The sequence below is a fragment of the Microbacterium sp. sgz311019 genome (assembly GCF_056135325.1).
In genome coordinates, this window is the sequence record NZ_JBWAXO010000003.1 from 250,685 (window position 1) to 272,570 (window position 21,886).

Sequence of the window (21,886 nt, forward strand, 5' to 3'; positions counted from 1 at the left end):
CCCTCCTCAGCCCGCCTTCGCGACCAGCGTGAGCACGTCGTAGGTCGCGACGATCTCGTCGTCCTGGTTCTGGATCACGGCGTCCCACCGCACCTCGCCGTAGTCCTCGCTCTCGCGCGGGCTGATCTGCTTGGCCGTGAGCGTCACGCGCACCCGGTCGCCCGGCGAGACCGGGGTGAGGAACCGCAGGTTCTCGAGCCCGTAGTTCGCGAGCACGGGACCCGGGGCCGGATCGACGAAGAGGCCCGCCGCGAACGACAGGAGCAGGTAGCCGTGCGCGACGCGCCCCGGGAAGAACGGGTTGGCCGCAGCGGCCTCCTCGTCCATGTGGGCGTAGAAGGTGTCGCCCGTGAACTCGGCGAAATGCTCGATGTCGTCGAGGGTGACCTCGCGCAGGTCCGACGCGAGCTGATCGCCCACGCGCAGCGTCGCGAGAGACTTCCGGAACGGATGGATGCCGGCTTCCGCGGCGGCGCCGCCGCGCCACTGACCGGTGAGCCGGGTCAGCACGTCGGGCGATCCCTGCAGCGCCGTGCGGCGCATGTAGTGCAGCACCGAGCGGATGCCGCCGAGCTCCGTCCCGCCGCCCGCGCGTCCGGGGCCGCCGTGGACGAGGTGCGGCACCGGCGAGCCATGGCCCGTCGAGGTGCGGGCGACGGAGGCGTCGAGCACGAGCACGCGGCCGTGGAACGGCGAGATCCCCGCCACCAGCGCGGCGACCGTGTCGGGATCGGTGGAGCACACCGTGGCGACGAGCGATCCGTCGCCGAGGTTGGCGAGGCGCACGGCGTCCGCGACGTCGGCGTAGCCGATGACGGATGCGACGGGCCCGAACGCCTCGATGGCGTGCACGACGGCAGCGTCGGCATCCGCGAACCGCAGCAGGATGGGCCGCAGGAACGCCCCCGCATCCTCGGGACCCGTCGTGCCGTCGGCGCGCAGGACCTCCGGCGACTCGAGCCCTCCGACGACGATCTCCCCGCCGCCGTCGAGAAGCTCGGCCACCCGGTCGCGAACCTCTCGCCGCTGGTCGAGCGACGCGAGGGGGCCCATCGTCACGCCTTCCGCGCGCGGGTCGCCGAGGACGACCTTGGCCTCGAGCCGGGCACGCACCGCGTCGATCACGGCGTCCACCCGACCGTCCGGCACGATCACGCGACGGATGGCCGTGCACTTCTGACCGGCCTTCGCCGTCATCTCGGTCACGACCGAGGCGACGAAGGCGTCGAAGTCGGCCGAGCCCGGTTCGACATCAGGCCCCAGGATGGCGGCGTTCAGCGAGTCGGCCTCGGTCGTCAGGGTGACTCCGCGCATGGTGACGGCGTCGTCGCGGCGGAGGATGCGAGCGGTGGATGCCGAGCCGGTGAAGCCGACCGCATCCCTCGCATCGAGCAGGTCGAGGAAGCCGTGCGCCTGCCCCACGACGAGCTGGAGCGATCCATCGGGCAGGAGTCCGGAGTCTGCCATGACCCGTACCGCGGCCTCCGTGAGGTAGGCCGTCGGCGTCGCCGGCTTGACGATCGACGGGACGCCGGCGAGGAAGGCCGGAGCGAACTTCTCGAGCATTCCCCACACCGGGAAGTTGAAGGCGTTGACCTGGAATGCGACTCCGGGCAGCCGTGACCACAGATGTTGGCCGCCGAAGCTGCCGTCGCGCGAGAGCGACTCGGGCGCGCCGTCGACGAGCGTCGTGGCGTTCGGCAGCTCGCGCCGCCCCTTCGAGGCGTAGGTGAAGAGCACGCCGATGCCGCCGTCGATGTCGATCATGCTGTCGCGCGCCGTCGCACCGGTGCGCGCGCTGATCTCGTACAGGTCGTCCTTGGCGGCGGTGAGCGCCTGCGCGAGCGACTTGAGGATGAGCGCCCGGCGGTGGAACGGCAGGCCGCCGAGCGACGCCTGCCCGACCGTGCGGGCGTAGTCGACGGCGGCGGCGAGGTCGGGCGCTCCCCCGGCGGTCGCGACGAGCATCCCGGTCGCGGCATCCCTCAGCTCGACCTCGTCCCCGGAGGGCGCGGCGGCCCATGCGCCGGCGATCCAGCTCATGACCGGCGCGGTGGTGGTCGTGCTCATTCCTCACTCCATTCGTAGAATCCGCGGCCCGTCTTGCGACCGAGGCGGCCCTCGGCGACCATCCGGCGCAGCAGGTCGGGCGGGGCGAATCGCTCGCCCAGTTCGCGGTGCAGGTGCTCGGCGATGCCGAGGCGCACGTCCAGTCCCACGAGGTCGGTCAGGCGCAGTGGACCCATGGGATGCCGATACCCGAGCACCATCGCCTCATCGATGTCCGCCGGCGACGCGACGTCCTCCTCGACCATGCGGATCGCCTCGAGCCCGAGCGCGAGTCCCAGCCGCGAGCTCGCGAAACCCGGCGAGTCGCGCACCACGATCGCCGTCTTGCCGAGCGAGGCGACCCACTCGCGCGCCGCGACGACGAGGTCGTGGTGGGTCATCGTGCCCCGCACGATCTCGACGAGCGCGGACGACGGCACCGGGTTGAAGAAGTGCAGGCCGCACAACCGCTCGGGCCGCCGCAGCGCCGCCGCGAGCGCGTCGATCGAGAGCGACGACGTGTTGGACGCCAGCCACGCCTGCGGGCCGACGGCCGCCTCGACCTCGGCGAGCACCGCGCGCTTGAGGTCCGCATCCTCCGGGACGGCCTCGATGACGAGGTCGGCGCCCGCCAGGGCCTGGACGTCGCCCACGAACGTGACGGCCGCGGGATCCCGATCACCGCCCGCCCGGATGGCGTACCGGCCCATCGTGGCCTCGGCCCGCGCGACGGCCGCGGGATCCGCGTCGAGGATCCTCACGTCGGAGCCCGCCACGGCGAACACGTGCGCGATGCCCACGCCCATCCGGCCGGCGCCGACGACGCCGACGACGGAGGGCAGGCTCATGCCCTGCGCCTCTCGAGGAAAGCCGTCATCCGCTCCCGCTTCGCCGGCGACACGAAGCACTCCGCCTGCGCGTCGTCGTCCGCACGGGGATGCGCCTCGAACGGCAGGCCCATGAGCCGCTTGGTGTGGCGGATGGCGAGCGGGTCGTGGGAGGCGATGCGGTCGACGACGGCGTCGGCCGCGGCATCCAGCATCTCCGGCGGATGCACCGCGGAGACGAGACCCGCCGCGAGCGCCTCCTGGGCGTCGATGATCCGGCCGACGAGCAGCATCTCCTTGGCGAGGGGCTCGCCGACGAGGCGGGGCAGGCGCCAGGTCGCTCCGGCGGCGGCGACGATGCCGAGCGACGGCTCCGGATTGCCGAAGCGCGCGCGGTCGCTGGCGATGCGGATGTCGGCGGCGTACGCGAGCTCGGCTCCGCCGCCGAGCGCCCATCCGTCGACGGCGGCGATGACGGGCATCGGCAGGTGTGCGACGCGATCGAAGAGGTGCGAGTTGATGCCCTGCAGGGCGTCGTCGCGGCTGCGCTGCAGGAGCTCGGCGATGTCGGCCCCCGAGGCGAAGACGCCGTCCGAGCCGCACAGGATCAGGATGCGCGGAGTCCGCTCGAGCTCGTCGCACACCGCGTGGAGGGCCTTGACGGTCTCGAGGTCGATGGCGTTTCGCACCTCGGGCCGATGCAGTCGGATGCGGAGACGGTCCGGCCGATCGTCCTCGCGAAGTATGGTCGGCATGGTCGTCATCCTTGACTTACTGAACGTTCGTTCGTCACCATGATGACACAGTTGCTGACCCGATGGAGGGCCGATGGACGACGTCTTCGCCACCGCGCACGCCCGCGACATGATCGCCGCAGACCAGGCGTCGGCGATGCTCGGCATCGAGGTCGCCAGCGCCTCCCCCGGTGCGGCGGTCGTGCGCATGCGCGTCCGGGCCGACATGCTCAACGGCTTCCACGTGATCCACGGCGGCCTCGTGTTCGCGGTCGCCGACACGGCGTTCGCGCTCGCGTGCAACGAGACGGATGCCGTCACCCTGGCCGCCGGCGCCGACATCGTCTTCCTGACCTCGGCCCACGAGGGTGAGGTCCTGACCGCCACCGCGCAGCGGCGCTCGCTGGTCGGCCGATCCGGCGTCTACGACGTGCGCGTCGAGGCCGACGACGGCCGGACCGTCGCGGAGTTCCGCGGCCGCAGCCTCACCACACGGCGCCCCGTACCCGACCGGCCCGTGATCGACCGGTCGATCCCCGAGAAGGACATGCCATGACGCACTCCGCCGTGCTCGACGACGCATTTCGCGACCAGGGCGAGCGGATGTCGCGCGACGAGCTCGAGGCGACGCAGCTGCGGCGCCTGCAGGAGACCGTGCGCAACGCCTACGAGAACGTGCCGTTCTACACGCGGTCGTTCGATGCCGCCGGCGTCCACCCCGACGACATCCGCGCGCTCGAGGATGTCGAAAAGCTCCCCTTCACGACCAAGGACGACCTCCGCGCCGAGTACCCGTTCGGCATGTTCGCCGTCCCGCGGGCGCAGGTGCTGCGCATCCATGCCTCCAGCGGGACAACCGGGCGCCCGACGGTGGTGGGCTACACGCGCGAGGATCTCGACACGTGGGCCCAGCTCATGGCGCGGTCGATCCGGGCCGCCGGCGTCCGGCCGGGGGAGATGGTGCACAACGCGTACGGCTACGGCCTGTTCACGGGAGGGCTCGGCGCGCACGCCGGCATCGAGGCGCTCGGATGCACGGTCGTGCCGATGTCGGGCGGCAACACGGCGCGGCAGGTGCAGCTCATCCGCGACTTCCGGCCCGACGCGATCATGTGCACGCCGACCTACCTCCTGACCATCGTGGATGCGATGCGGGGCGCCCGGATGGATCCGCGCGACACGTCGCTGAAGGTCGCGATCCTCGGCGCCGAGCCGTGGACCGACCAGATGCGCCTCACGATCGAGGAGGCGCTCGACCTCGACGCGTGCGACATCTACGGGCTGTCCGAGATCATCGGGCCCGGCGTCGCGAGCGAGTGCGTCGAGTCGAAGGACGGCCCCACGGTGTGGGAGGACCACTTCCTCCCCGAGATCGTCGATTCGGAGACCGGGATGCCGCTTGCCGACGGGACGCAGGGCGAGCTGGTGTTCACGACGCTCACGAAGCAGGCGATGCCCGTCATCCGGTATCGCACGCACGACCTGTCGACGCTGCTTCCCGGAACGGCGCGGCCGGCGATGCGCCGGATGGCGAAGATCACCGGGCGCAACGACGACATGATCATCCTGCGCGGCGTGAACCTGTTCCCGACGCAGATCGAGGAGATCGCGCTCGCAGTCCCCGACCTGTCGCCGCACTTCCTGCTCGAACTGACGCACGAGGGCCAGCTCGATCGGCTCACCATCCGGATCGAGCCGGATGCCGCGGCCGCGGAGTCGGCGGTGGATGCCGCCTGCGTGCGACTGCAGCTCGAGATCAAGGCCCGGATCGGCTCGACGGTGACGGTGGTCGCCGCCCCGGTCGGGTCGCTGCCCCGGAGCGAGGGCAAGCTGAAGCGGCTCCTCGACCTCCGCTGAGGCTCGGGTGTCCCGTGGGAGACGATGGTGGACGTGCGCATCAAATCGGGCCCGGCGAAAATCGGGTACATCGTCGTGTCGATCATCGTGATCCTGCTGATCGGAATCGCCCTCATGTTCGCGGTGTCGCAGGTCGCGGCGCAGCTCGTCGCGCTTGCGGTCGGCGTGGTGCTGCTGATTGTGGGTGCGCGTTCCTTCCGGGGGGCCAGCGAGGCGGTGGCGCCTCCTCGCGCGTGGTGGCGGATGACCGAGCGCCCCGTCGCGGGCTACCTCCTGGCCATCTACTTCTTCCTCGCGGCATTGGGCTACCTCGTGGCGCCGTTCGCCGTACCCGCGATCGAAGTCCTCTACATCGGCGTGTACGCAATGGCGGTGGTGGCGTATGTTCACTCGTCGATCCGCCTGTCTCTTCGGCCGCCTGAGGATGACGAGACGGCGTCGCGCGAGGGGTAGGCGCTCACGCCGACGATCCAGAAGGGCGGCGGGTCGGTGTCCTGTGCTGAGGCGCCCGCCGGCAATGCGGAGACGAATCGCACCGTCGTCGGCGGGCGATCCTCGTAGGAAACCACGGCTCACACGGGAAGCAGGCATCCCCCGAAGAAGTCCGCGAGTTCGGCGTGCGCGGTCAGCGGCAGCACGGCGGCGACGTACTGATCCGGCCGCACGACCACGACGACGCCGTCGCCCGACAGCCCACGCTCGTCGAAGATCGACGGCGTCGCACCGGTCGACTGCGTGGCCGCGTAGACCTTCTCCCAATCCATCAGCCCGAGCGGGCCCGTGCGCGGAAGGAAGACCGAAGGCACAGCCCCGAGGTCGACGTCCTCGAACCCGTCCTGGTAGACGACCTTGACGTCGAAGACGGCATCGACATCCCCGTCCTCCGGGGTGTAGCGCGAGATCAGCGACGGCACCCTCGACGCCCACTCCGAGAGCGCCGCGCGAGAGGCGTCCGCGAACGCGTAGATCCGCCAGCGGCCGTCCGCCTTGGCGTGGTGACCGAGATGGATGACGTTGCCGTCACCCACGCGAACGACCTCGGCCGACTTGAACCGCATGCCCAGAGGGAATCCGGCCGCCAGCTCCTGATACTCGGAGGAGCCCTCGATCATCGACGGCCCGTACTGCGTCATGAAGCCCGACGGGAACTCGGCCGTGCCGAGGTAGAAGGTGGCCAGCTCCTGCGGGTCCTCGATCTCCTCCGGCTTGCGCGCCATCAGCGACGACCACTGCCGGTCGAAATCGATGAGCTGCTGGGCGACCGGCTGCCGCTCCGCCGAATAGGTCGACAGCAGCGACTCGGGGCTGCGGCCGGTGAGCACCGACCCCAGCTTCCAGCCCAGGTTGAAGCCGTCCTGCATCGACACGTTCATGCCCTGCCCGGCCTTCGCCGAGTGCGTGTGGCAGGCGTCCCCGGTGAGGAAGACGCGCGGGGCGTGGTCGGCATCCACATCCACATCGTCGAACTTGTCGGTGACCCGGTGCCCGACCTCGTAGACGCTGGACCACGCCACCTGCTTCACATCCAGCGAATAGGGGTGCAGGATGTCGTTCGCCTTGGCGATGATCGCCTCGATGGGCGTCGAGCGGACGTGGTGGTCGTCGTCCTCGGCGACCGCGCCGAGGTCGACGTACACGCGGCAGAGGTAGCCGCCCTCGCGCGGGATCAGCAGGATGTTGCCCGCCTCCGCGTTGATCGCGCACTTCGTGCGCCAATCCGGGAAGTCGGTGTTGACCAGCACATCCATGACGCCCCACGCGTGCGCCGAGATGCCGCCGATGTGCTTGCGGCCGATCGCCTCGCGCACGCCGCTGCGCGCCCCGTCGCAGCCGACGACGTACTTCGCGCGGACCGTGCGCTCCTCCCCCCCGCGCGGACCCGACGTGTAGCGGACCTGCACATCGACGTGCTCGGGCTGCACCGTGAGACCGAGGAACTCGACACCGTAATCGGGCACGATGCGCCCTGGTCCGTGCGCCGCAGCCTCGGCGAAGTAGTCGAGCACACGCGCCTGGTTGACGATGAGGTGCGGGTACTCGCTGATCTGGAACGCGTAGTCCTCGGTGCGCGCCGTGCGGATGATGTTGTCGACGTTCTCGGGGTCGGGCCCCCAGAAGTTCATCCAGCCGATGTTGTAGGCCTCGGCGATGATCCGCTCCGCGAAGCCGAAGGCGTCGAACGTCTCGACGCTGCGGGGCTGGATGCCGTCGGCCTGACCCAGCACGAGCCGGCCGTCGCGGCGCTCGATGATGCGCGTCGTCACGTCGGGGTAGCGCGAGAGTTGGGCGGACAGCAGCATGCCGGCCGGGCCGGAGCCCACGATGAGGACGTCCATCTCGTCGGGCAGCTCGGCGGGCCGGTCGATGCCGGTCCCCGCAGCAGGCAACACGCGCGGGTCGCCCGACACATAGCCGTGGTGGTGGAACTGCATGGGGAGCCTCCTTGCGCCCGCTGTCAGGCGGTCCTTGTCGTGTTCGAGCTGTTGTTCTATTATCGAACTCACTGCTCTACTATTGAACAGATCGTAGATGACCGGGGCGACCCGGACAAGACCCGACGGAGGGATGCCGATGGCCGATGCCCCCGCATCGCAGACCCTGAGCCGCGGCATCCGGATCCTCGAGATCCTCGCCGACGCGCGGGAGCCGCTCACGATCGACGAGGTGGCGCGCCGGCTGGACGTGCACCGCTCCGTCGCCTATCGCCTGCTGCGCACGCTCGAGGACCACGGCCTCGTCGCACGCGACGGCTCGGGACGCGTGGAGCTCGGTTCACGCCTCGCGGCCCTGGCGGCCGGCGTGGCCCACGACCTGCAGGCAGAGGCGCTGCCCGAGCTCACCGCGGCCGCGAACGACCTCGCGATGACCTGCTTCCTCACGATCCTCGACCGCGACGAGAGCGTCACCCTTATGAGCGTCGAGCCGCGGCACGCCGTCGCATCCGTCGCCCAGCGACCGGGCTCCCGGCATCCTGTCGCGGTCGGCGCGCCCGGGCGGGCGATCCTCGCGCAGCTGCCGCCTGGGCAGTGGCCTGAGGGCGCCGATGCCGCGCAGATCGCCGACGCGGCAGCCCGCGGGTACGCCCAGAGCCACGACGAGGTCATCTCGTCACTGCGCTCGGTCGCGGTGCCGCTACCCCTTCGGGGTCGCCCCCCTGTCGCGGTGGCGGTCGTCTACCTCGCGAGCACGCATGCGCCGGAGGAGCTCGCCGCGCGCCTCACGCAGGCGGCCAACGGCATCCGCGAGGCACTCGGCTCCTGATCGGCCCGGCGGCGTAAGTCGTCCTTGTCGCGGCGACTTGGATCGTATACGATTTCAGATACAACGCTGAGGGTGAGGGAGCTCATGAGCACGGACAGCCGTTCCACGGACGCGTCGGATCCCCGATTCGCCGCACTCCCCACCCGCCCGGGGAAGATCGTCGCGATCCACCTGAGCTACGCCTCCCGCGCCGATCAGCGCGGCCGCCGCCCCGCGGCACCGAGCTACTTCCTGAAGCCGTCGAGCTCGGTCGCCGCATCCGGTTCGACAATCGAACGACCGGAGGGCACCGAGCTGCTCGCCTTCGAGGGTGAGATCGCGCTGGTCATCGGCACGCCGGGGCGCCGGATCCCGCCGGCCGACGCCTGGAGCCATGTCGGCTGGGTGACCGCCGCGAACGACTTCGGGCTGTACGACCTGCGCGCGAACGACAAGGGGTCGAACGTGCGGTCGAAGGGCGGCGACGGGTTCACGCCCCTCGGCCCCGAGCTCATCGACGCGCGCACCGTCGACCCCGCCGACGTGCGCCTGCGCACGTGGGTGAACGGCGCACTCGTGCAGGACGACACCTCCGCGGGGCTCATCTTCCCGCTCGCGCAGTTCGTCGCCGACCTCTCGCAGCACTTCACGCTCGAGACGGGCGACGTCATCCTGACGGGCACGCCTGCCGGCTCATCGGTCGTGCAGCCGGGCGACGTCGTCGAGGTCGAGGTCTCCACCGGCGACCGCAGCACGGGCCGACTCGTCACGCACGTGGTGCAGGGCTCCGGCGCCTTCGACGCCGAGGTCGGGTCGCTCCCCCAGGTCGACGACCTGCAGCGCGCGGAGGCCTGGGGATCGCGCGCGGCCGCCGGCCTGCCCGCCGAGACGCCCACGCTCACCCCGCAGCTGCGGGCGAAGCTCGAGGCGGTCCCGGTCGCGGGTCTCTCCGGTCAGCTGCGCAAGCGCGGGCTGAACAACGTCACGGTCGACGGCGTGCGGCCGATGCATCCCGGTGTGAAGCTCGTGGGCACCGCGCGCACCCTGCGCTTCGTCCCGGGCCGCGAGGACCTCTTCCAGAGCCACGGCGGCGGCTACAACGCGCAGAAGCGCGCGTTCGACGCCGTCGGCGAGGGCGAGGTCATCGTCATCGAGGCCCGCGGCGAGACGGGATCGGGCACGCTCGGCGACATCCTCGCCCTCCGCGCCCACGCGCGCGGAGCGGCGGGCATCGTCACCGACGGCGGCGTCCGCGACTACGCGGCCGTGGCCGCGGTCGGCATCCCGGTCTTCTCGAACGGCGCCCATCCCGCCGTCCTCGGCCGCAAGCACGTCCCGTGGGACGTCGACGTGGCGATCGGATGCGGCGGCACCACGGTCGAGCCCGGCGACATCATCGTCGGCGACGACGACGGTGTCATCGTCATCCCGCCCGGGATCGCCGAGGAGGTCGCCGATGCGGCCCTCGCGCAGGAGGAGGAGGATGCCTGGGTCGCCGACCGCGTGCGCGAAGGCCACGAGGTCGACGGGCTCTTCCCGATGAACGCGCAGTGGCGCGCCCGCTACGAGCAGGAGCGGTCGTGACCGCGTCGACCGACAGCGCGAGCAAGTCGGAGCGCGCCTACGTGTGGATCCGTGAGCGCATCGCCCGCAACGAGTTCGGCGCCGGATACCGGCTCGTCCTCGCGCCGATCGCCGAGGCGCTGGAGATGAGCGTCGTGCCGGTGCGCGAGGCGATCCGCCGCCTCGAGGCCGAGGGGCTCGTCACATTCGAGCGCAACGTCGGCGCGCGCGTCACGGTCGTCGACGAGAGCGAGTACGTCTTCACGATGCAGACCCTCGGGCTCGTCGAGGGGGCCGCGACCGCGATGTCGGCCCCGCTCCTCACCGCCGAGGACCTCGACCGGGCGGCCGAGGTCAACGACCGGATGCAGCGCCTCCTCGAGCACTTCGACGCGCATGTGTTCACGCAGCTGAACCAGCAGTTCCACTCCGTCCTGTACGAGCCGTGCCCGAACCCGCACATCCTCGACCTCGTGCACCGAGGCTGGGGACGGCTCGCGAACCTCCGCGACTCCACGTTCGCCTTCGTTCCCGGCCGGGCCCACCACTCGGTCGAGGAGCACACCGAGATCCTCGACCTCATCCGCACCGGCGCCGACCCGATCGATATCGAGCTGGCCGCGCGCGACCACCGCGGGCGCACGCTCGAGGCCTTCCTCGCCGCGCGCCACGACCACGCCATCCGACAGGAGCACCCATGACACCGACGACCGGCGGCCACGTCCCCGCAGATCTGCCCAGCCGCATCCGGCACTACATCGACGGCGAGTTCGTCGACTCCGTCGACGGCGACACCTTCGACGTGCTCGACCCCGTGACCAACGAGGTGTACGTGCAGGCGGCCGCCGGCAAGAAGGCGGACATCGATGCGGCGGTCGCGGCAGCGACCCGCGCGTTCCGCGAGGGACCCTGGCCGCGCATGCTCCCCCGCGAGCGCTCGCGCGTGCTGCACAAGATCGCCGACATCGTCGAGTCGCGCGACGCCCGGCTCGCCGAGCTCGAGTCGTACGACTCCGGCCTTCCGATCACGCAGGCGCTCGGCCAGGCACGGCGTGCGGCGGAGAACTTCCGCTTCTTCGCCGACCTGATCGTCGCCCAGGCCGACGACACGTTCAAGGTGCCGGGCCGGCAGATCAACTACGTCAACCGCAAGCCGATCGGCGTCGCCGGACTCATCACGCCGTGGAACACGCCGTTCATGCTCGAGTCGTGGAAGCTCGGACCGGCGCTCGCCACGGGCAACACGGTGGTTCTCAAGCCCGCGGAGTTCACGCCGCTGTCGGCATCCCTCTGGGCCGGCATCTTCGAAGAGGCGGGCCTGCCCCAGGGCGTCTTCAACCTCGTGAACGGACTGGGAGAGGATGCGGGCGACGCCCTCGTGAAGCACCCCGATGTGCCGCTCATCTCCTTCACCGGTGAGAGCCGCACGGGGCAGATCATCTTCGGCAACGCCGCGCCCTACCTCAAGGGGCTCTCGATGGAGCTCGGCGGCAAGTCGCCCGCCGTCGTGTTCGCCGACGCCGACCTCGACGCGGCGATCGATGCCACCATCTTCGGCGTGTTCTCGCTCAACGGCGAGCGCTGCACGGCGGGCAGCCGCATCCTCGTCCAGCGCGACGTGTACGACGAGTTCGTGGAGAAGTACGCGGCGCAGGCGAAGCGCGTCAGGGTCGGCTACCCGCACGACCCCGCGACCGAGGTCGGCGCGCTCGTGCACCCGGAGCACTACGAGAAGGTCATGAGCTACGTCGAGATCGGCAAGGGCGAGGGGCGCCTGGTCGCCGGCGGCGGCCGGCCCGAGGGCTTCGACAGCGGCAACTTCGTCGCCCCGACGGTGTTCGCCGACGTCAGCCCGGACGCGCGGATCTTCCAGGAGGAGATCTTCGGCCCGGTCGTCGCGATCACGCCGTTCGACACGGATGACGAGGCCCTCGCCCTCGCGAACAACACGAGGTACGGCCTCGCCGCCTACATCTGGACGAACGACCTCACGCGCGCCCACAACTTCTCCCAGGCCGTCGAGGCCGGGATGGTGTGGCTGAACTCGAACAACGTGCGCGACCTGCGCACGCCCTTCGGCGGCGTGAAGGCCTCGGGTCTCGGCCACGAGGGCGGCTACCGCTCGATCGACTTCTACACCGACCAGCAGGCCGTGCACATCACGCTCGGCAAGGTCCACAACCCGACCTTCGGCAAGAACTGACCGCCGAACACACCAGCAAGGACGCTGACATGACCGACCGCAAGGACATGACCCTCACCTCCTCGGGCTTCTACGTGAGCCAGGAGGCGCCCATCCACTCCGCCGACCCGGTGCCGACGCCCGCCGCCGCCCCGCCGGACGTGCTGCGCTGCGCGTACATGGAGCTCGTGGTCACCGACCTGCTCGCCTCGCGCGAGTTCTACGTCGACGTGCTCGGGCTCTACGTCACCGAGGAGGACGACCAGGCCATCCACCTCCGCTCGACGGAGGAGTTCATCCACCACAACCTCGTCCTGCGCCAGGGGCCGGTGGCCGCGGTCGCCGCGTTCTCGTATCGCGTGCGCACCCCTCAGGACCTCGACAGAGCGGTCGCCTTCTACACCGAGCTCGGGTGCGACGTGCGCCGCAACCCCGACGGCTGGACCAGGGGCATCGGCGACTCGGTGCGGGTCGTCGACCCCCTCGGCTTCCCGTACGAGTTCTTCCACCAGACCGAGCACGTCGAGCGCCTCTCGTGGCGGTACGACCTGCACACGCCGGGCGAGCTCGTGCGCCTCGACCATTTCAACCAGGTCACCCCGGACGTCCCGCGCGCGGTGGGGTACATGCAGGATCTCGGCTTCCGCGTCACGGAGGACATCCAGGACGAGGAGGGCACCGTCTATGCGGCATGGATGCGCCGCAAGCCGACGGTGCACGACACCGCGATGACCGGCGGCGACGGCCCCCGCATGCACCACGTCGCGTTCGCCACGCACGAGAAGCACAACATCCTCGCGATCTGCGACAAGCTCGGCGCGCTGCGCCGCTCGGACGCCATCGAACGCGGCCCCGGCCGCCACGGCGTGTCGAACGCGTTCTACCTGTACCTGCGCGATCCCGACGGCCACCGCGTGGAGATCTACACGCAGGACTACTACACGGGCGACCCCGACAACCCCGTCGTCACGTGGGACGTGCACGACAACCAGCGCCGGGACTGGTGGGGCAACCCGGTCGTGCCGTCCTGGTACACCGACGCCTCGCTCGTCCTCGACCTCGACGGCAACCCGCAGCCGGTGATCGCCCGCACCGACACCTCCGAGATGGCGGTCACCATCGGCGCCGACGGCTTCAGCTACACGCGGCCCGACGAGGGCGAAGCATCCATGCCGGAGTGGAAGCAGGGCGAGTACAAGCTCGGCCACCAGCTGTGAGGAGAGGACGGATGCTCGAACCCGAGGCCATCGCACAGATCGCCGGGGAGCTCGCCGAGGCCGGCCGCACCCGCAGCGTGATCCCGCGCATCACCGCGCGGTATCCGGATGCGACGGTCGAGGACTCGTACGCGATCCAGGGCGTATGGCGCGACAGGCGCCTCGCCGAGGGGCACCGGATCGTCGGCCGCAAGATCGGGCTGACGTCCAAGGCGATGCAGCAGGCGACCGGCATCGCCGAGCCCGATTACGGCGTGATGTTCGACGACACCGTCTACGCCAGCGGATCGAGCATCCCCTTCGACGACTTCTCCAACGTGCGGATCGAGGTCGAGCTCGCCTTCGCGCTCAAGGAGCCGCTCGCGGGACCCGACTGCACGCTCGAGGACGTCCTGCGTGCGACCGACTACGTCGTGCCCGCCCTCGAGGTGCTGAACTCGCACATCGAGCTGGAGGGCCGCACCATCGTCGACACGATCAGCGACAACGCCGCCTACGGCGCGATGGTCCTCGGCGACACGCGCAAGCGCCTCGACGAGGTCGACCTGCCCTGGGTGCCCGGCGTGCTCTCCCGCAACGGCGAGATCGAGGAGACCGGCGTCGCGGCCGGCGTCCTCGGGAACCCCGCGGTCGGCGTGGCGTGGCTCGCGAACAAGTTCCACCAGCACGGCGCCAGACTGGAGGCCGGGGAGATCATCCTGGCCGGCTCGTTCACGCGGCCGATGTGGGTCTCCCGCGGCGACACCGTGCTGTGCGACTACGGACCATTGGGGACCATCACATGCCACTTCACTTGAGCACCACCATCCGCGAGCGCCTCGCCGCGTCCGACCGCACGCTCATCGGGCTGTGGGCGTGCTCGGGCTCGCCCCTGATCGCCGAGATCCTCGCGGGCTCCGGGGTCGACTGGCTGCTCATCGACATGGAGCACTCCGCCAACACCCTCGAGTCCGTCCTCACACAGCTGCAGGCGGTCGGCGCGTACCCGGTCGCGCCGGTCGTGCGCGTGCCCCACGGCGACGACGTCATCCTCAAGCAGGTGCTCGACATCGGCGCGCAGAACATCATCGTGCCGATGGTGTCGACCGCCGAGCAGGCCCGCGAGCTCGTCGCCGCGGTGCGCTATCCGCCTCGGGGGCGCCGCGGGGTCGGCTCGTCGCTCTCGCGCTCGGCGCGCTGGAACCGCGTCGACGGATACCTCCAGGATGCCGACGACCACGTCTCGCTCATCGTCCAGGTCGAGTCGGCGGAGGCGGTCGAGAATGCGGCGGAGATCGCCGCCGTCGACGGGGTGGATGCCGTGTTCGTCGGCCCCGCCGATCTCGCCGCCTCGCTCGGCGTGCTCGGGCAGCAGACGCATCCCGACGTCCTCGCCGCCGTCCGGCGCACCTTCGAGGCCGTCAGGGCCGCGGGCAAACCGGTCGGCGTGAACGCGTTCGACCCGGTCATCGCCGACGGCTACATCGCCGACGGCGCGGCCTTCGTCGCCGTGAACGCCGACGTGGCGATGCTCGCGCGCGGGTCGGAGGCGCTCGCATCCCGATTCATCCCTGCGCCGGCGGAGAGCGATCGCCCCTCGTACTGACTGCGGTCTCCCGCGCCGCCGTGCCTGAGGCGGGCGGGACCGCAGGGGGCCTCACCGCCGAGCAGCGCCACGCGCGCGCTCCGGCTCAGGCCCAGCCGCGCCTGACCGCTTCGGCGCCCAGCTGGATGCGCGTGGTGACTCCGACCTCGTCCATGAGCTCGGCCACCCGCCGCTGCACCGTGCGCAGCGAGACCCCCAGCTGCGCGCCGGCGGCCGCATCCGTGAGCCCCAGCAGCAGGAGCGCCAGCAGCTCGCTGTCGAGCGGCGTGATCGTCCGGTCGACGACGGCACCGGTGGATGCGGCGAGCACCGGCGCCGACCGCCAGGTCCGCTCGAACGTGTCGATGACGAGGTCCAGGAGCCCGCTCGGGTGCACCAGCAGTCCGCCGGAGATCCTGCGCTCGCCCCGCGAATACATGGGCAGCAGCGCCATCGCCTGGTCGGCGATGAAGAGCCGCGTGGGCAGCTCCGGCACGATCCGCACTTCCTCGCCCAACGGCTCCAGCTCGCGGACCGTCTCCACGAAACCAGGGCGCTCCAGCACGGCGCGCTCCGCGACCACGCGGTAGCGGACGCCGCGCGCGAGTGCGAGGTCCTCCTCGACGTTGTCAGGACCCGACACGAGTGCGACGTCCTCCAGGACGAACACGCACACCTGCTCTTCGGCGGACGCCTGAAGCTGCGCGAGGCGCTGGACCACGGCCTCAGGCCCGAGCACCACATCGACGACGTCCGGGACCTCGCGCTGCGCCGCGCCCTGCCGGTACAGATCGCTGAGCTGGACGAGCGCCTCGTGCGAGGCGGCGAGGCGGCGCTCCCGCTCGCGCAGGATCGGCAGCAGGGCGACCGCGGGCGGCGAGGCGACGAGCCGTCCCGGTGAGGACGCCTGGCGCGCGATGAGCCCGAGCTCCTCGAGCTCGTCCAGGATGCGACGCGCCTGCCGCACCGAGAGGGATGCCGTCTGGGCGATCTGCTCCACATCCGCCGACGGCAGGCCGAGCACGCCGCGGTACACCGCCGTGTGGTCGTCCCCCAGCCCGATGGCCTCCAGCATGTCGGCCTTTCCATAGGTCGAGTGGCGGATAACCGCCTGGGCATATCCCCGCCAGTACTTTATGCCACCGCCGTGTGACGGTGGAACCATCCCGACGAGAGGTGCCCCCCGATCCCCATGCCATCAGCATCCCGATCCCACCCGCGCGGACCGCGCGCCATCGCCGCGCTGGTCTGCTCCCTCGCCATCGCCGTCAGCGGCATCGGCCTGTCCTCCCCCGCCACGGCCGCGACAGCGAAGGCACCCGGCGGCAGCGCCCCGGCGCCGGCGAAGAACTCCGCCGCGACCGCGGGCGCGCCCGCCGATCACACGGTCACGCTGATCACCGGCGATCGCGTTCACGTGAAGACGCTGGCAGGAGGCAAGCAGACGGTGGACGTCGACACCGTGACCCCGGGTGCCGGGTACCGCACGATCGTCGTCAAGGGCGACCTGCTCGTGATCCCCGACGTCGCCCAGCGCTACCTCGCCGCCGGCGTGCTCGACCACGACCTGTTCGACGTCACCCGGCTCATCGCCGACGGGTACGACGACGCGCACGTGAAGGCCACCCCCGTCATCCTCGAACTCGACAAGGGCCCGCAGCTCTTCGAAGCCGGCGCCGCCGTGCCGGGCATCGACGTGGGCGTGCCCCTCCACAGCATCGACGGCGCGGCGGCGACGGCGGACCATGCCGCCGCGGCGGCGACGTGGACGGCCCTGACGACCGGCCCCTCGGCATTCAGCGCCAAGCCCACCCTGAGCGGCGGCATCGCGGCGATCCACCTCGACGGCAAGGTCAAGGCCACGCTCGACTCGAGCGTGCCGTGGATCGGCGCCCCGCACGCCTGGGCCGAGGGACTCACCGGAACGGGCGTCACCGTGGCCGTGCTCGACACGGGCTACGACGACACCCATCCTGATCTCGCTGGTCGCGTGCTCGGCACGTCGACCAGCTTCGTTCCCGGCGAGGAGGTCGCGTCCGACCCGAACGGACACGGCACGCACGTGGCGTCGACGATCGCGGGCACCGGTGCAGCCGACGGCGGCACGCATCGCGGCGTCGCGGACGGCGCCGACCTCCTCGTCGGCAAAGTCCTCGGCGCAGACGGCTCCGGCCAGGACTCGTGGGTGATCGCGGGCATGGAATGGGCCGCCGCACACGCCCCCATCGTGTCGATGAGCCTCAGCTCCTCCGTTCCCTCCGACGGCACCGACCTCATGGACCAGGCCCTGAACGACATCTCGGCGTCCACCGGCACCCTGTTCGTCGTCGCCGCCGGCAACGACGGCGCGGCTGAGCGCATGGGCTCGCCCGGTTCGGCCGCCGGCGCCCTCACCGTCGGCTCCGTCGACGACCCGAGCGGCGCCCTCTCGTGGTTCTCGAACATGGGCCCGCTCGCAGGCTCCGGTGCGCTCAAGCCGGACATCGCCGCGCCGGGCAACAACATCACGGCCGCGCGGTCGGCCGACTCCGCCGGCGAAGGTTTCTACACCACGATGAGCGGCACGTCGATGGCGACGCCGCACGTCGCCGGTGCGGCGGCGATCGTCAAGCAGCAGCATCCCGCGTACACCGGGGCGCAGCTGCGCGCCGCGGTCGTGAGCAGCGCCAAGGACGTCGGGCTGAGCTCCTACCAGGCGGGCACGGGTGCGCTGGATGTCGCCACCGCCGTCGACACGCCCGTCATCGCCTCTGGATCCGGCGACTTCGGGATGGTCTCCTGGGGCGCCACCCCGACGCCGGTCACGCGCAAGGTCGAGTACACGAACCGCACGGCGCAGCCGGTGACGGTCGCCCTCTCGGCATCCTTCCTCGACAGCACGCCCGGCGCCGGGGGGTCGGACGACTCCGCCGCGCTCGCGCTCGACGCGAAGACGCTCGACATCCCCGCCGGCCAGACGCGCTCCGTCTCGATCACCGCCGACCCCGGCGCGGTGAAGGCGGGCACCCAGCACTCCGGGATGCTGATCGCCTCCGTCGGCGGCGCACCCGTCGCCCGCACGGCCCTCGGCCTGGTCACCGAGTCCGCGCACTACGACCTCACGCTGACGGCGACCGGCTTCGCCGGCGAGCCGCTGGACGTCTTCCCGACCATCTACGACTTCGACACCGGCGAGTACTACCTCCCGGAGGTTTCGGGCAAGACGACCCTGCGGCTGCCCGCAGGCCGTTATGCGGTCACCACGTTCATGGACGTGAACCGCACGCCCGACACGCTCGCCAACGTCTACGTGGGCGACCCGTCGGTGTCTCTCACGAGCGACAAGACCGTCGCGCTCGACGCGCGCAAGGCCAAGCAGGTCACTGTCGACGTCGGCAAGAAGGGGCTCGAGCAGCTCGTCCGGCGCATGGACGTCTCGATCGACGACTTCAAGAACGGCGCGCTCGAGCCGGTGTGGATCGACGAGATGTGGGCGCAGCCGATGGATGCGCCGGGCGCGAAGCACTTCGACTTCACGACGCGCTGGCGCCTGTCACACGCCCGACTCGATCTGACCGTCGGCGGCACCGCCTTGGATGTGATCCCGCAGAACGGCTCTACGCCGCTCGATGGTCGCCTCCAGTCGACCGCCGTCGCCGCCGGCGACGGAAGCCCCGCTGCTCTGGAAGCCGCACACGCGGGCGGACAGGTGGCCGTCGTGACCCGGTCGTCGAGCATGTCGACGATGCAGCAGGCGGCGAATGCCGCCGCCGCGGGGGTCAGGCTCCTCGTCATCGCGGACGACGCGGACGGAGAGTTCAGCGAGTGGGTCGGCGCCGACGACTATCTGACGACCGTCGGCATCCCCGTCGCCGGCATCAGCGGGGTCCAGGGCCGGGCGCTGCTCGCCGATCTCGCGAAGCACCCGCGACGATCGGTGGATGCCACCGGCGAGCCGTACTCGAGCGAGGTCTGGGATCTGGTCCGCTACAGCGACGGCCGCGTCCCGAACGACCTCGCCTACCGGCCGGGCAAGCTCGCGCGCGTCGACACGACGTTCTACGGGAAGAAGGGCGATCAGATCAGCGAGTTCCGGTGGGACTTCGAGCCGACCGGCGTGTACGGCTTCGGCCTGCCCATGCCGATGGCGCGGGGACTGGTCCGCACCGACTGGATCGATCCGTCCGTCGGGTGGTCGCAGAGCACGGCGACCCTCGAGGGGAGCTGGGTGATCCGTGACGTGCTGCGGCACTACACGGCGGGCGAGCGGACGACCGCCGCCTTCTTCGGACCCATCATCCGTCCGTATGTCGGCCAGGGGTACTGGGCACCGGCGCGCGCCGGGTCGGGCCTCTTGCTGAACATCCCCGCCTGGAGCGACGGCGGCGACGTCCAGCACACGGGGGTGCTCGAGATGTCCGAACCGGTGCCGTCGGGCACGATCGACACCGACCTCTACGTCGACGGCGTGCTCGTGAAGCAGTCGCCGTGGCCCGACACGAACTACTGGGACATGCCCGACGGGTCGAGCAAGGTGCGCGCCGTGGTGACCACCACGCAGAACGGTGCGCTGATGCCGTCGTCCACTAAGACGGTGACGGAGTGGAACTTCACCTCCACCGGCACCTCCGACGACTGGTCGAATGTGCTGCAGCCGCTCATCCAGGCGTATTACGGCGTCGACCTCGATGCCGCCGGCGCCGCGGGCGCGAACCGCAAGAAGGGCGCCGCCCTGCCGCTGCACCTCGAGGTCGGCCACCTCGCCGGCGCCGCCGGCAGCGGCGCGATCAAGACGACGACGATCGAGATGCGCGCCGCGGGCGGCGCATGGGTCGCGGTGCCCCTGACCCTCACGTCACGCGACACGTCCGGTCCGGGTGAGCCGCCGAGCGACATCTTCGCCGAAGGGCGCGCGTACGTCGCCACGTACTCCGCAGCCCTGCCCGTCTCGGACGCCGGTGGATGGATCGACCTCCGCACGACCGCGACGGACACGGCGGGCAACAGCTTCAGCCAGGAGATCGAGCGGGCCATCGAAGTCACCCCAGCGACCGGCCCCGCCTCCCGCGGCTGAATGCGGCGGCGGCTCTCCCCGGAGAGTCGCCGTCGCAGCGGGCCGGTCCGACCCCCCTCGGCCGGCCCGCACTTTCATGAGAAGCTCGTGTCGATCAGAGGTTCCCTGGATCGTCATCATCGCGTCAGCATCCCCATGGAAGGACGGATCATGCGATACACGCTTCTCCTGCAGTACGCCGAGATGACGGGCGACGAGCTCGGCCCCGAGGCCCTGGCCGAGGGCATGCGCGCGTTCGACGAGTACGCCAAGGCGCTCGACGCCGCGGGCGTGCTGCGCAGCGCCGAGGTGCTCCAGCCCTCCGCCGTCACCACCACCGTCCGGCTGCGCGACGGCCAGCTCGTCGTGCAGGACGGTCCCTACGCCGACACGAAGGAGCAGCTCGGCGGCTCGTTCGTGATCGAGGTGGACGACCTCGACGCGGCGATCGACTGGGCGTCGAAGGCGCCCGCGGTGGCGTGGGGCGGCGTCGAGGTCCGCCCTGTGGCCACGCGCTTCGCCGACGGCGCCTGGCGGGGCGCCGCACCCGTCCACTGACCGCATGGTGACGGCCGGAGTGGATGCGGCGGCCGCCGCAGAACGCGCGGTTCGCGCGTCGTATGGCCGGCTCGTCGCCCTCCTGGCCGGCGGCACGGGCGACCTGGCCTTGGCGGAGGACTGCCTCGGCGACGCGCTCGAGCGCGCGCTGGAGCTCTGGCCCGGTACCGGGGTACCGGACAATCCGGAAGGATGGCTGCTCACCGTGGCCCGCAACCGACTGCGCGACGTGCTCGGCTCCGCCGCGCGCCGCACGAGCTCACCGCTGGACGAGGCGGCGGCTGCGCTCCCGGACGGGGTGAACGTGGCCGCGCTGCTCGAGCAGGGCGACACGATCCCCGATCGGCGCCTCGAGCTGATGTTCGCGTGCGCGCACCCGGCGATCGACCCCGCGATCCGGACGCCCCTGATGCTGCAGGCGGTGCTCGGCTTCGACGCCGCGCGGATCGCGGCGGCCTTCGACGTCGAGCCCGCCGCGATGGCACAGCGGCTCGTGCGCGCGAAACGCAAGATCCGGGATGCCGGCATCCCCTTCATCCTCCCCACGCGCACGGACATGCCCGCTCGCACGACCGCCGTCCTCGAGGCGATCTACGGCGCGTACGCGCTGGACTGGCTCGACCAGCAGGACGTCCGCACGTCGCTCGCGGACGAGGCGCGCTGGCTCGCCGTGCTCACCGCGACCCTGCTGCAGACGGATGCCGAGGCCTGGGGCCTGGCGGCGCTCCTGACTCTCGCGCAGTCGCGCGCGCCGGCGCGCGTCGGCGATCCCTGGCCGCGCCTCGATCGGCAGGACACCGCGCTGTGGGATCGGGAGCTCATCGCCGAGGGCGAGGCGCTCCTGCGCAGAGCCCATCGAGCGAACGGCGTTGCGCGCGCGCAGGGCGCCCGCCCGCCGGGCCGCTTCCAGCTCGAGGCGGCCATCCAGTCCGTGCACTGCGATCGCGCCCGCACGGGCGTCCTCGACCGCGCCGCGCTGCGCACGCTCTACCGCGGCCTCGTCCAGGTCGCACCGACGCGCGGAGCCCTCGAGGCGCTCGCCGCCGTCGAGGCGCAGGACTGA

Annotated in this window: 18 protein-coding genes; 13 read left to right on the top strand and 5 right to left on the bottom strand. The window is 71.2% G+C overall.

Features of this window, described 5'->3' with window-relative positions:
- Positions 1–6: 6 nt before the first annotated feature.
- Genes paaZ through AC0NZN_RS06525 form a run of 3 tightly spaced genes read right to left on the bottom strand, consistent with a single transcriptional unit; the run spans position 7 to position 3,640 of the window.
- Positions 7–2,070 carry a phenylacetic acid degradation bifunctional protein PaaZ gene (gene paaZ / locus AC0NZN_RS06515; RefSeq protein ID WP_474591468.1) on the bottom strand — a complete coding sequence of 688 codons (2,064 nt, stop codon included), beginning with the start codon at positions 2,068–2,070 and terminating at the stop codon, positions 7–9.
- Positions 2,067–2,897, bottom strand: a complete 831-nt coding sequence (locus AC0NZN_RS06520) for a 3-hydroxyacyl-CoA dehydrogenase family protein (protein WP_474591469.1) — start codon at positions 2,895–2,897, stop codon at positions 2,067–2,069. The genes paaZ and AC0NZN_RS06520 overlap by 4 nt, the downstream gene beginning before the upstream one ends.
- Entirely contained in the window at positions 2,894–3,640 is a 747-nt protein-coding gene (locus AC0NZN_RS06525; RefSeq protein ID WP_474591470.1) for an enoyl-CoA hydratase/isomerase family protein, read from the bottom strand. Before AC0NZN_RS06525 ends, AC0NZN_RS06520 begins: the two co-directional genes overlap by 4 nt.
- Positions 3,641–3,704: 64 nt before the next feature.
- On the opposite strand from AC0NZN_RS06525, the gene paaI reads away from it, so the two are divergent.
- The 3 genes from paaI to AC0NZN_RS06540 are packed head-to-tail and all read left to right on the top strand — an operon-like array spanning position 3,705 to position 5,920.
- Entirely contained in the window at positions 3,705–4,166 is a 462-nt protein-coding gene (gene paaI, locus AC0NZN_RS06530) for a hydroxyphenylacetyl-CoA thioesterase PaaI (protein ID WP_474591471.1), read from the top strand.
- The gene (paaK, locus tag AC0NZN_RS06535) at positions 4,163–5,467 is read left to right on the top strand and encodes a phenylacetate--CoA ligase PaaK (RefSeq protein ID WP_474591472.1); all 1,305 of its coding nucleotides are present in this window, start codon (positions 4,163–4,165) and stop codon (positions 5,465–5,467) included. Before paaI ends, paaK begins: the two co-directional genes overlap by 4 nt.
- A 33-nt stretch (positions 5,468–5,500) precedes the next feature.
- Positions 5,501–5,920, top strand: coding sequence for a hypothetical protein (locus tag AC0NZN_RS06540; RefSeq protein WP_474591473.1), 420 nt, complete (start codon positions 5,501–5,503; stop codon positions 5,918–5,920).
- A 119-nt stretch (positions 5,921–6,039) separates the two neighbouring features.
- Here the strand turns inward: AC0NZN_RS06540 and AC0NZN_RS06545 are convergent, their stop codons facing one another.
- Complete coding sequence (locus AC0NZN_RS06545; protein ID WP_474591474.1) at positions 6,040–7,899, bottom strand: FAD-dependent monooxygenase; 1,860 nt, start codon at positions 7,897–7,899, stop codon at positions 6,040–6,042.
- A 133-nt stretch (positions 7,900–8,032) separates the two neighbouring features.
- Between AC0NZN_RS06545 and AC0NZN_RS06550 the strand changes: the two genes are divergently transcribed.
- The 7 genes from AC0NZN_RS06550 (at position 8,033) to AC0NZN_RS06580 (ending at position 15,254) form a co-directional block, all read left to right on the top strand.
- A complete protein-coding gene (locus AC0NZN_RS06550; protein ID WP_474591617.1) occupies positions 8,033–8,728 on the top strand; it encodes an IclR family transcriptional regulator in 696 nt (231 codons plus the stop codon).
- Between the two features lie 84 nt (positions 8,729–8,812).
- Positions 8,813–10,291 (top strand): fumarylacetoacetate hydrolase family protein, encoded by a 1,479-nt coding sequence (locus AC0NZN_RS06555; protein ID WP_474591475.1) that lies wholly within the window; start codon positions 8,813–8,815, stop codon positions 10,289–10,291.
- Positions 10,288–10,971, top strand: a complete 684-nt coding sequence (locus AC0NZN_RS06560; RefSeq protein ID WP_474591476.1) for a GntR family transcriptional regulator — start codon at positions 10,288–10,290, stop codon at positions 10,969–10,971. Before AC0NZN_RS06555 ends, AC0NZN_RS06560 begins: the two co-directional genes overlap by 4 nt.
- The gene (hpaE, locus tag AC0NZN_RS06565) at positions 10,968–12,473 is read left to right on the top strand and encodes a 5-carboxymethyl-2-hydroxymuconate semialdehyde dehydrogenase (RefSeq protein ID WP_474591477.1); all 1,506 of its coding nucleotides are present in this window, start codon (positions 10,968–10,970) and stop codon (positions 12,471–12,473) included. Before AC0NZN_RS06560 ends, hpaE begins: the two co-directional genes overlap by 4 nt.
- Before the next feature lie 29 nt (positions 12,474–12,502).
- Positions 12,503–13,669 (top strand): 3,4-dihydroxyphenylacetate 2,3-dioxygenase, encoded by a 1,167-nt coding sequence (gene hpaD, locus AC0NZN_RS06570; RefSeq protein ID WP_474591478.1) that lies wholly within the window; start codon positions 12,503–12,505, stop codon positions 13,667–13,669.
- An 11-nt stretch (positions 13,670–13,680) separates the two neighbouring features.
- Positions 13,681–14,466, top strand: coding sequence for a 2-keto-4-pentenoate hydratase (locus AC0NZN_RS06575; RefSeq protein ID WP_474591479.1), 786 nt, complete (start codon positions 13,681–13,683; stop codon positions 14,464–14,466).
- A complete protein-coding gene (locus AC0NZN_RS06580; protein ID WP_474591480.1) occupies positions 14,451–15,254 on the top strand; it encodes an HpcH/HpaI aldolase family protein in 804 nt (267 codons plus the stop codon). Before AC0NZN_RS06575 ends, AC0NZN_RS06580 begins: the two co-directional genes overlap by 16 nt.
- An 85-nt stretch (positions 15,255–15,339) precedes the next feature.
- Here the strand turns inward: AC0NZN_RS06580 and AC0NZN_RS06585 are convergent, their stop codons facing one another.
- Positions 15,340–16,308 (bottom strand): TrmB family transcriptional regulator, encoded by a 969-nt coding sequence (locus AC0NZN_RS06585; protein ID WP_474591481.1) that lies wholly within the window; start codon positions 16,306–16,308, stop codon positions 15,340–15,342.
- Positions 16,309–16,425: 117 nt separating this feature from the next.
- Between AC0NZN_RS06585 and AC0NZN_RS06590 the strand changes: the two genes are divergently transcribed.
- From AC0NZN_RS06590 to AC0NZN_RS06600, 3 genes are all read left to right on the top strand, one after another.
- Positions 16,426–20,286 carry a S8 family peptidase gene (locus AC0NZN_RS06590; RefSeq protein WP_474591482.1) on the top strand — a complete coding sequence of 1,287 codons (3,861 nt, stop codon included), beginning with the start codon at positions 16,426–16,428 and terminating at the stop codon, positions 20,284–20,286.
- Between the two features lie 150 nt (positions 20,287–20,436).
- Entirely contained in the window at positions 20,437–20,823 is a 387-nt protein-coding gene (locus tag AC0NZN_RS06595) for a YciI family protein (protein WP_474591483.1), read from the top strand.
- A gap of 4 nt (positions 20,824–20,827) precedes the next feature.
- The gene (locus tag AC0NZN_RS06600) at positions 20,828–21,886 is read left to right on the top strand and encodes an RNA polymerase sigma factor (protein WP_474591484.1); all 1,059 of its coding nucleotides are present in this window, start codon (positions 20,828–20,830) and stop codon (positions 21,884–21,886) included.

Excerpts from the sequence above, each read along its gene's own strand:
- paaK (WP_474591472.1), top strand. The coding sequence starts at position 4,163 with ATGACGCACTCCGCCGTGCTCGACGACGCATTTCGCGACCAGGGCGAG.
- AC0NZN_RS06545 (WP_474591474.1), bottom strand. The coding sequence starts at position 7,899 with ATGCAGTTCCACCACCACGGCTATGTGTCGGGCGACCCGCGCGTGTTG.
- AC0NZN_RS06590 (WP_474591482.1), top strand. The coding sequence starts at position 16,426 with ATGCCATCAGCATCCCGATCCCACCCGCGCGGACCGCGCGCCATCGCC.
- paaZ (WP_474591468.1), bottom strand. The coding sequence starts at position 2,070 with ATGAGCACGACCACCACCGCGCCGGTCATGAGCTGGATCGCCGGCGCA.
- AC0NZN_RS06580 (WP_474591480.1), top strand. The coding sequence starts at position 14,451 with ATGCCACTTCACTTGAGCACCACCATCCGCGAGCGCCTCGCCGCGTCC.
- AC0NZN_RS06555 (WP_474591475.1), top strand. The coding sequence starts at position 8,813 with ATGAGCACGGACAGCCGTTCCACGGACGCGTCGGATCCCCGATTCGCC.
- AC0NZN_RS06520 (WP_474591469.1), bottom strand. The coding sequence starts at position 2,897 with ATGAGCCTGCCCTCCGTCGTCGGCGTCGTCGGCGCCGGCCGGATGGGC.
- AC0NZN_RS06525 (WP_474591470.1), bottom strand. The coding sequence starts at position 3,640 with ATGACGACCATGCCGACCATACTTCGCGAGGACGATCGGCCGGACCGT.
- AC0NZN_RS06595 (WP_474591483.1), top strand. The coding sequence starts at position 20,437 with ATGCGATACACGCTTCTCCTGCAGTACGCCGAGATGACGGGCGACGAG.
- AC0NZN_RS06600 (WP_474591484.1), top strand. The coding sequence starts at position 20,828 with ATGGTGACGGCCGGAGTGGATGCGGCGGCCGCCGCAGAACGCGCGGTT.
- AC0NZN_RS06575 (WP_474591479.1), top strand. The coding sequence starts at position 13,681 with ATGCTCGAACCCGAGGCCATCGCACAGATCGCCGGGGAGCTCGCCGAG.
- AC0NZN_RS06585 (WP_474591481.1), bottom strand. The coding sequence starts at position 16,308 with ATGCTGGAGGCCATCGGGCTGGGGGACGACCACACGGCGGTGTACCGC.
- hpaE (WP_474591477.1), top strand. The coding sequence starts at position 10,968 with ATGACACCGACGACCGGCGGCCACGTCCCCGCAGATCTGCCCAGCCGC.
- hpaD (WP_474591478.1), top strand. The coding sequence starts at position 12,503 with ATGACCGACCGCAAGGACATGACCCTCACCTCCTCGGGCTTCTACGTG.
- paaI (WP_474591471.1), top strand. The coding sequence starts at position 3,705 with ATGGACGACGTCTTCGCCACCGCGCACGCCCGCGACATGATCGCCGCA.
- AC0NZN_RS06550 (WP_474591617.1), top strand. The coding sequence starts at position 8,033 with ATGCCGATGGCCGATGCCCCCGCATCGCAGACCCTGAGCCGCGGCATC.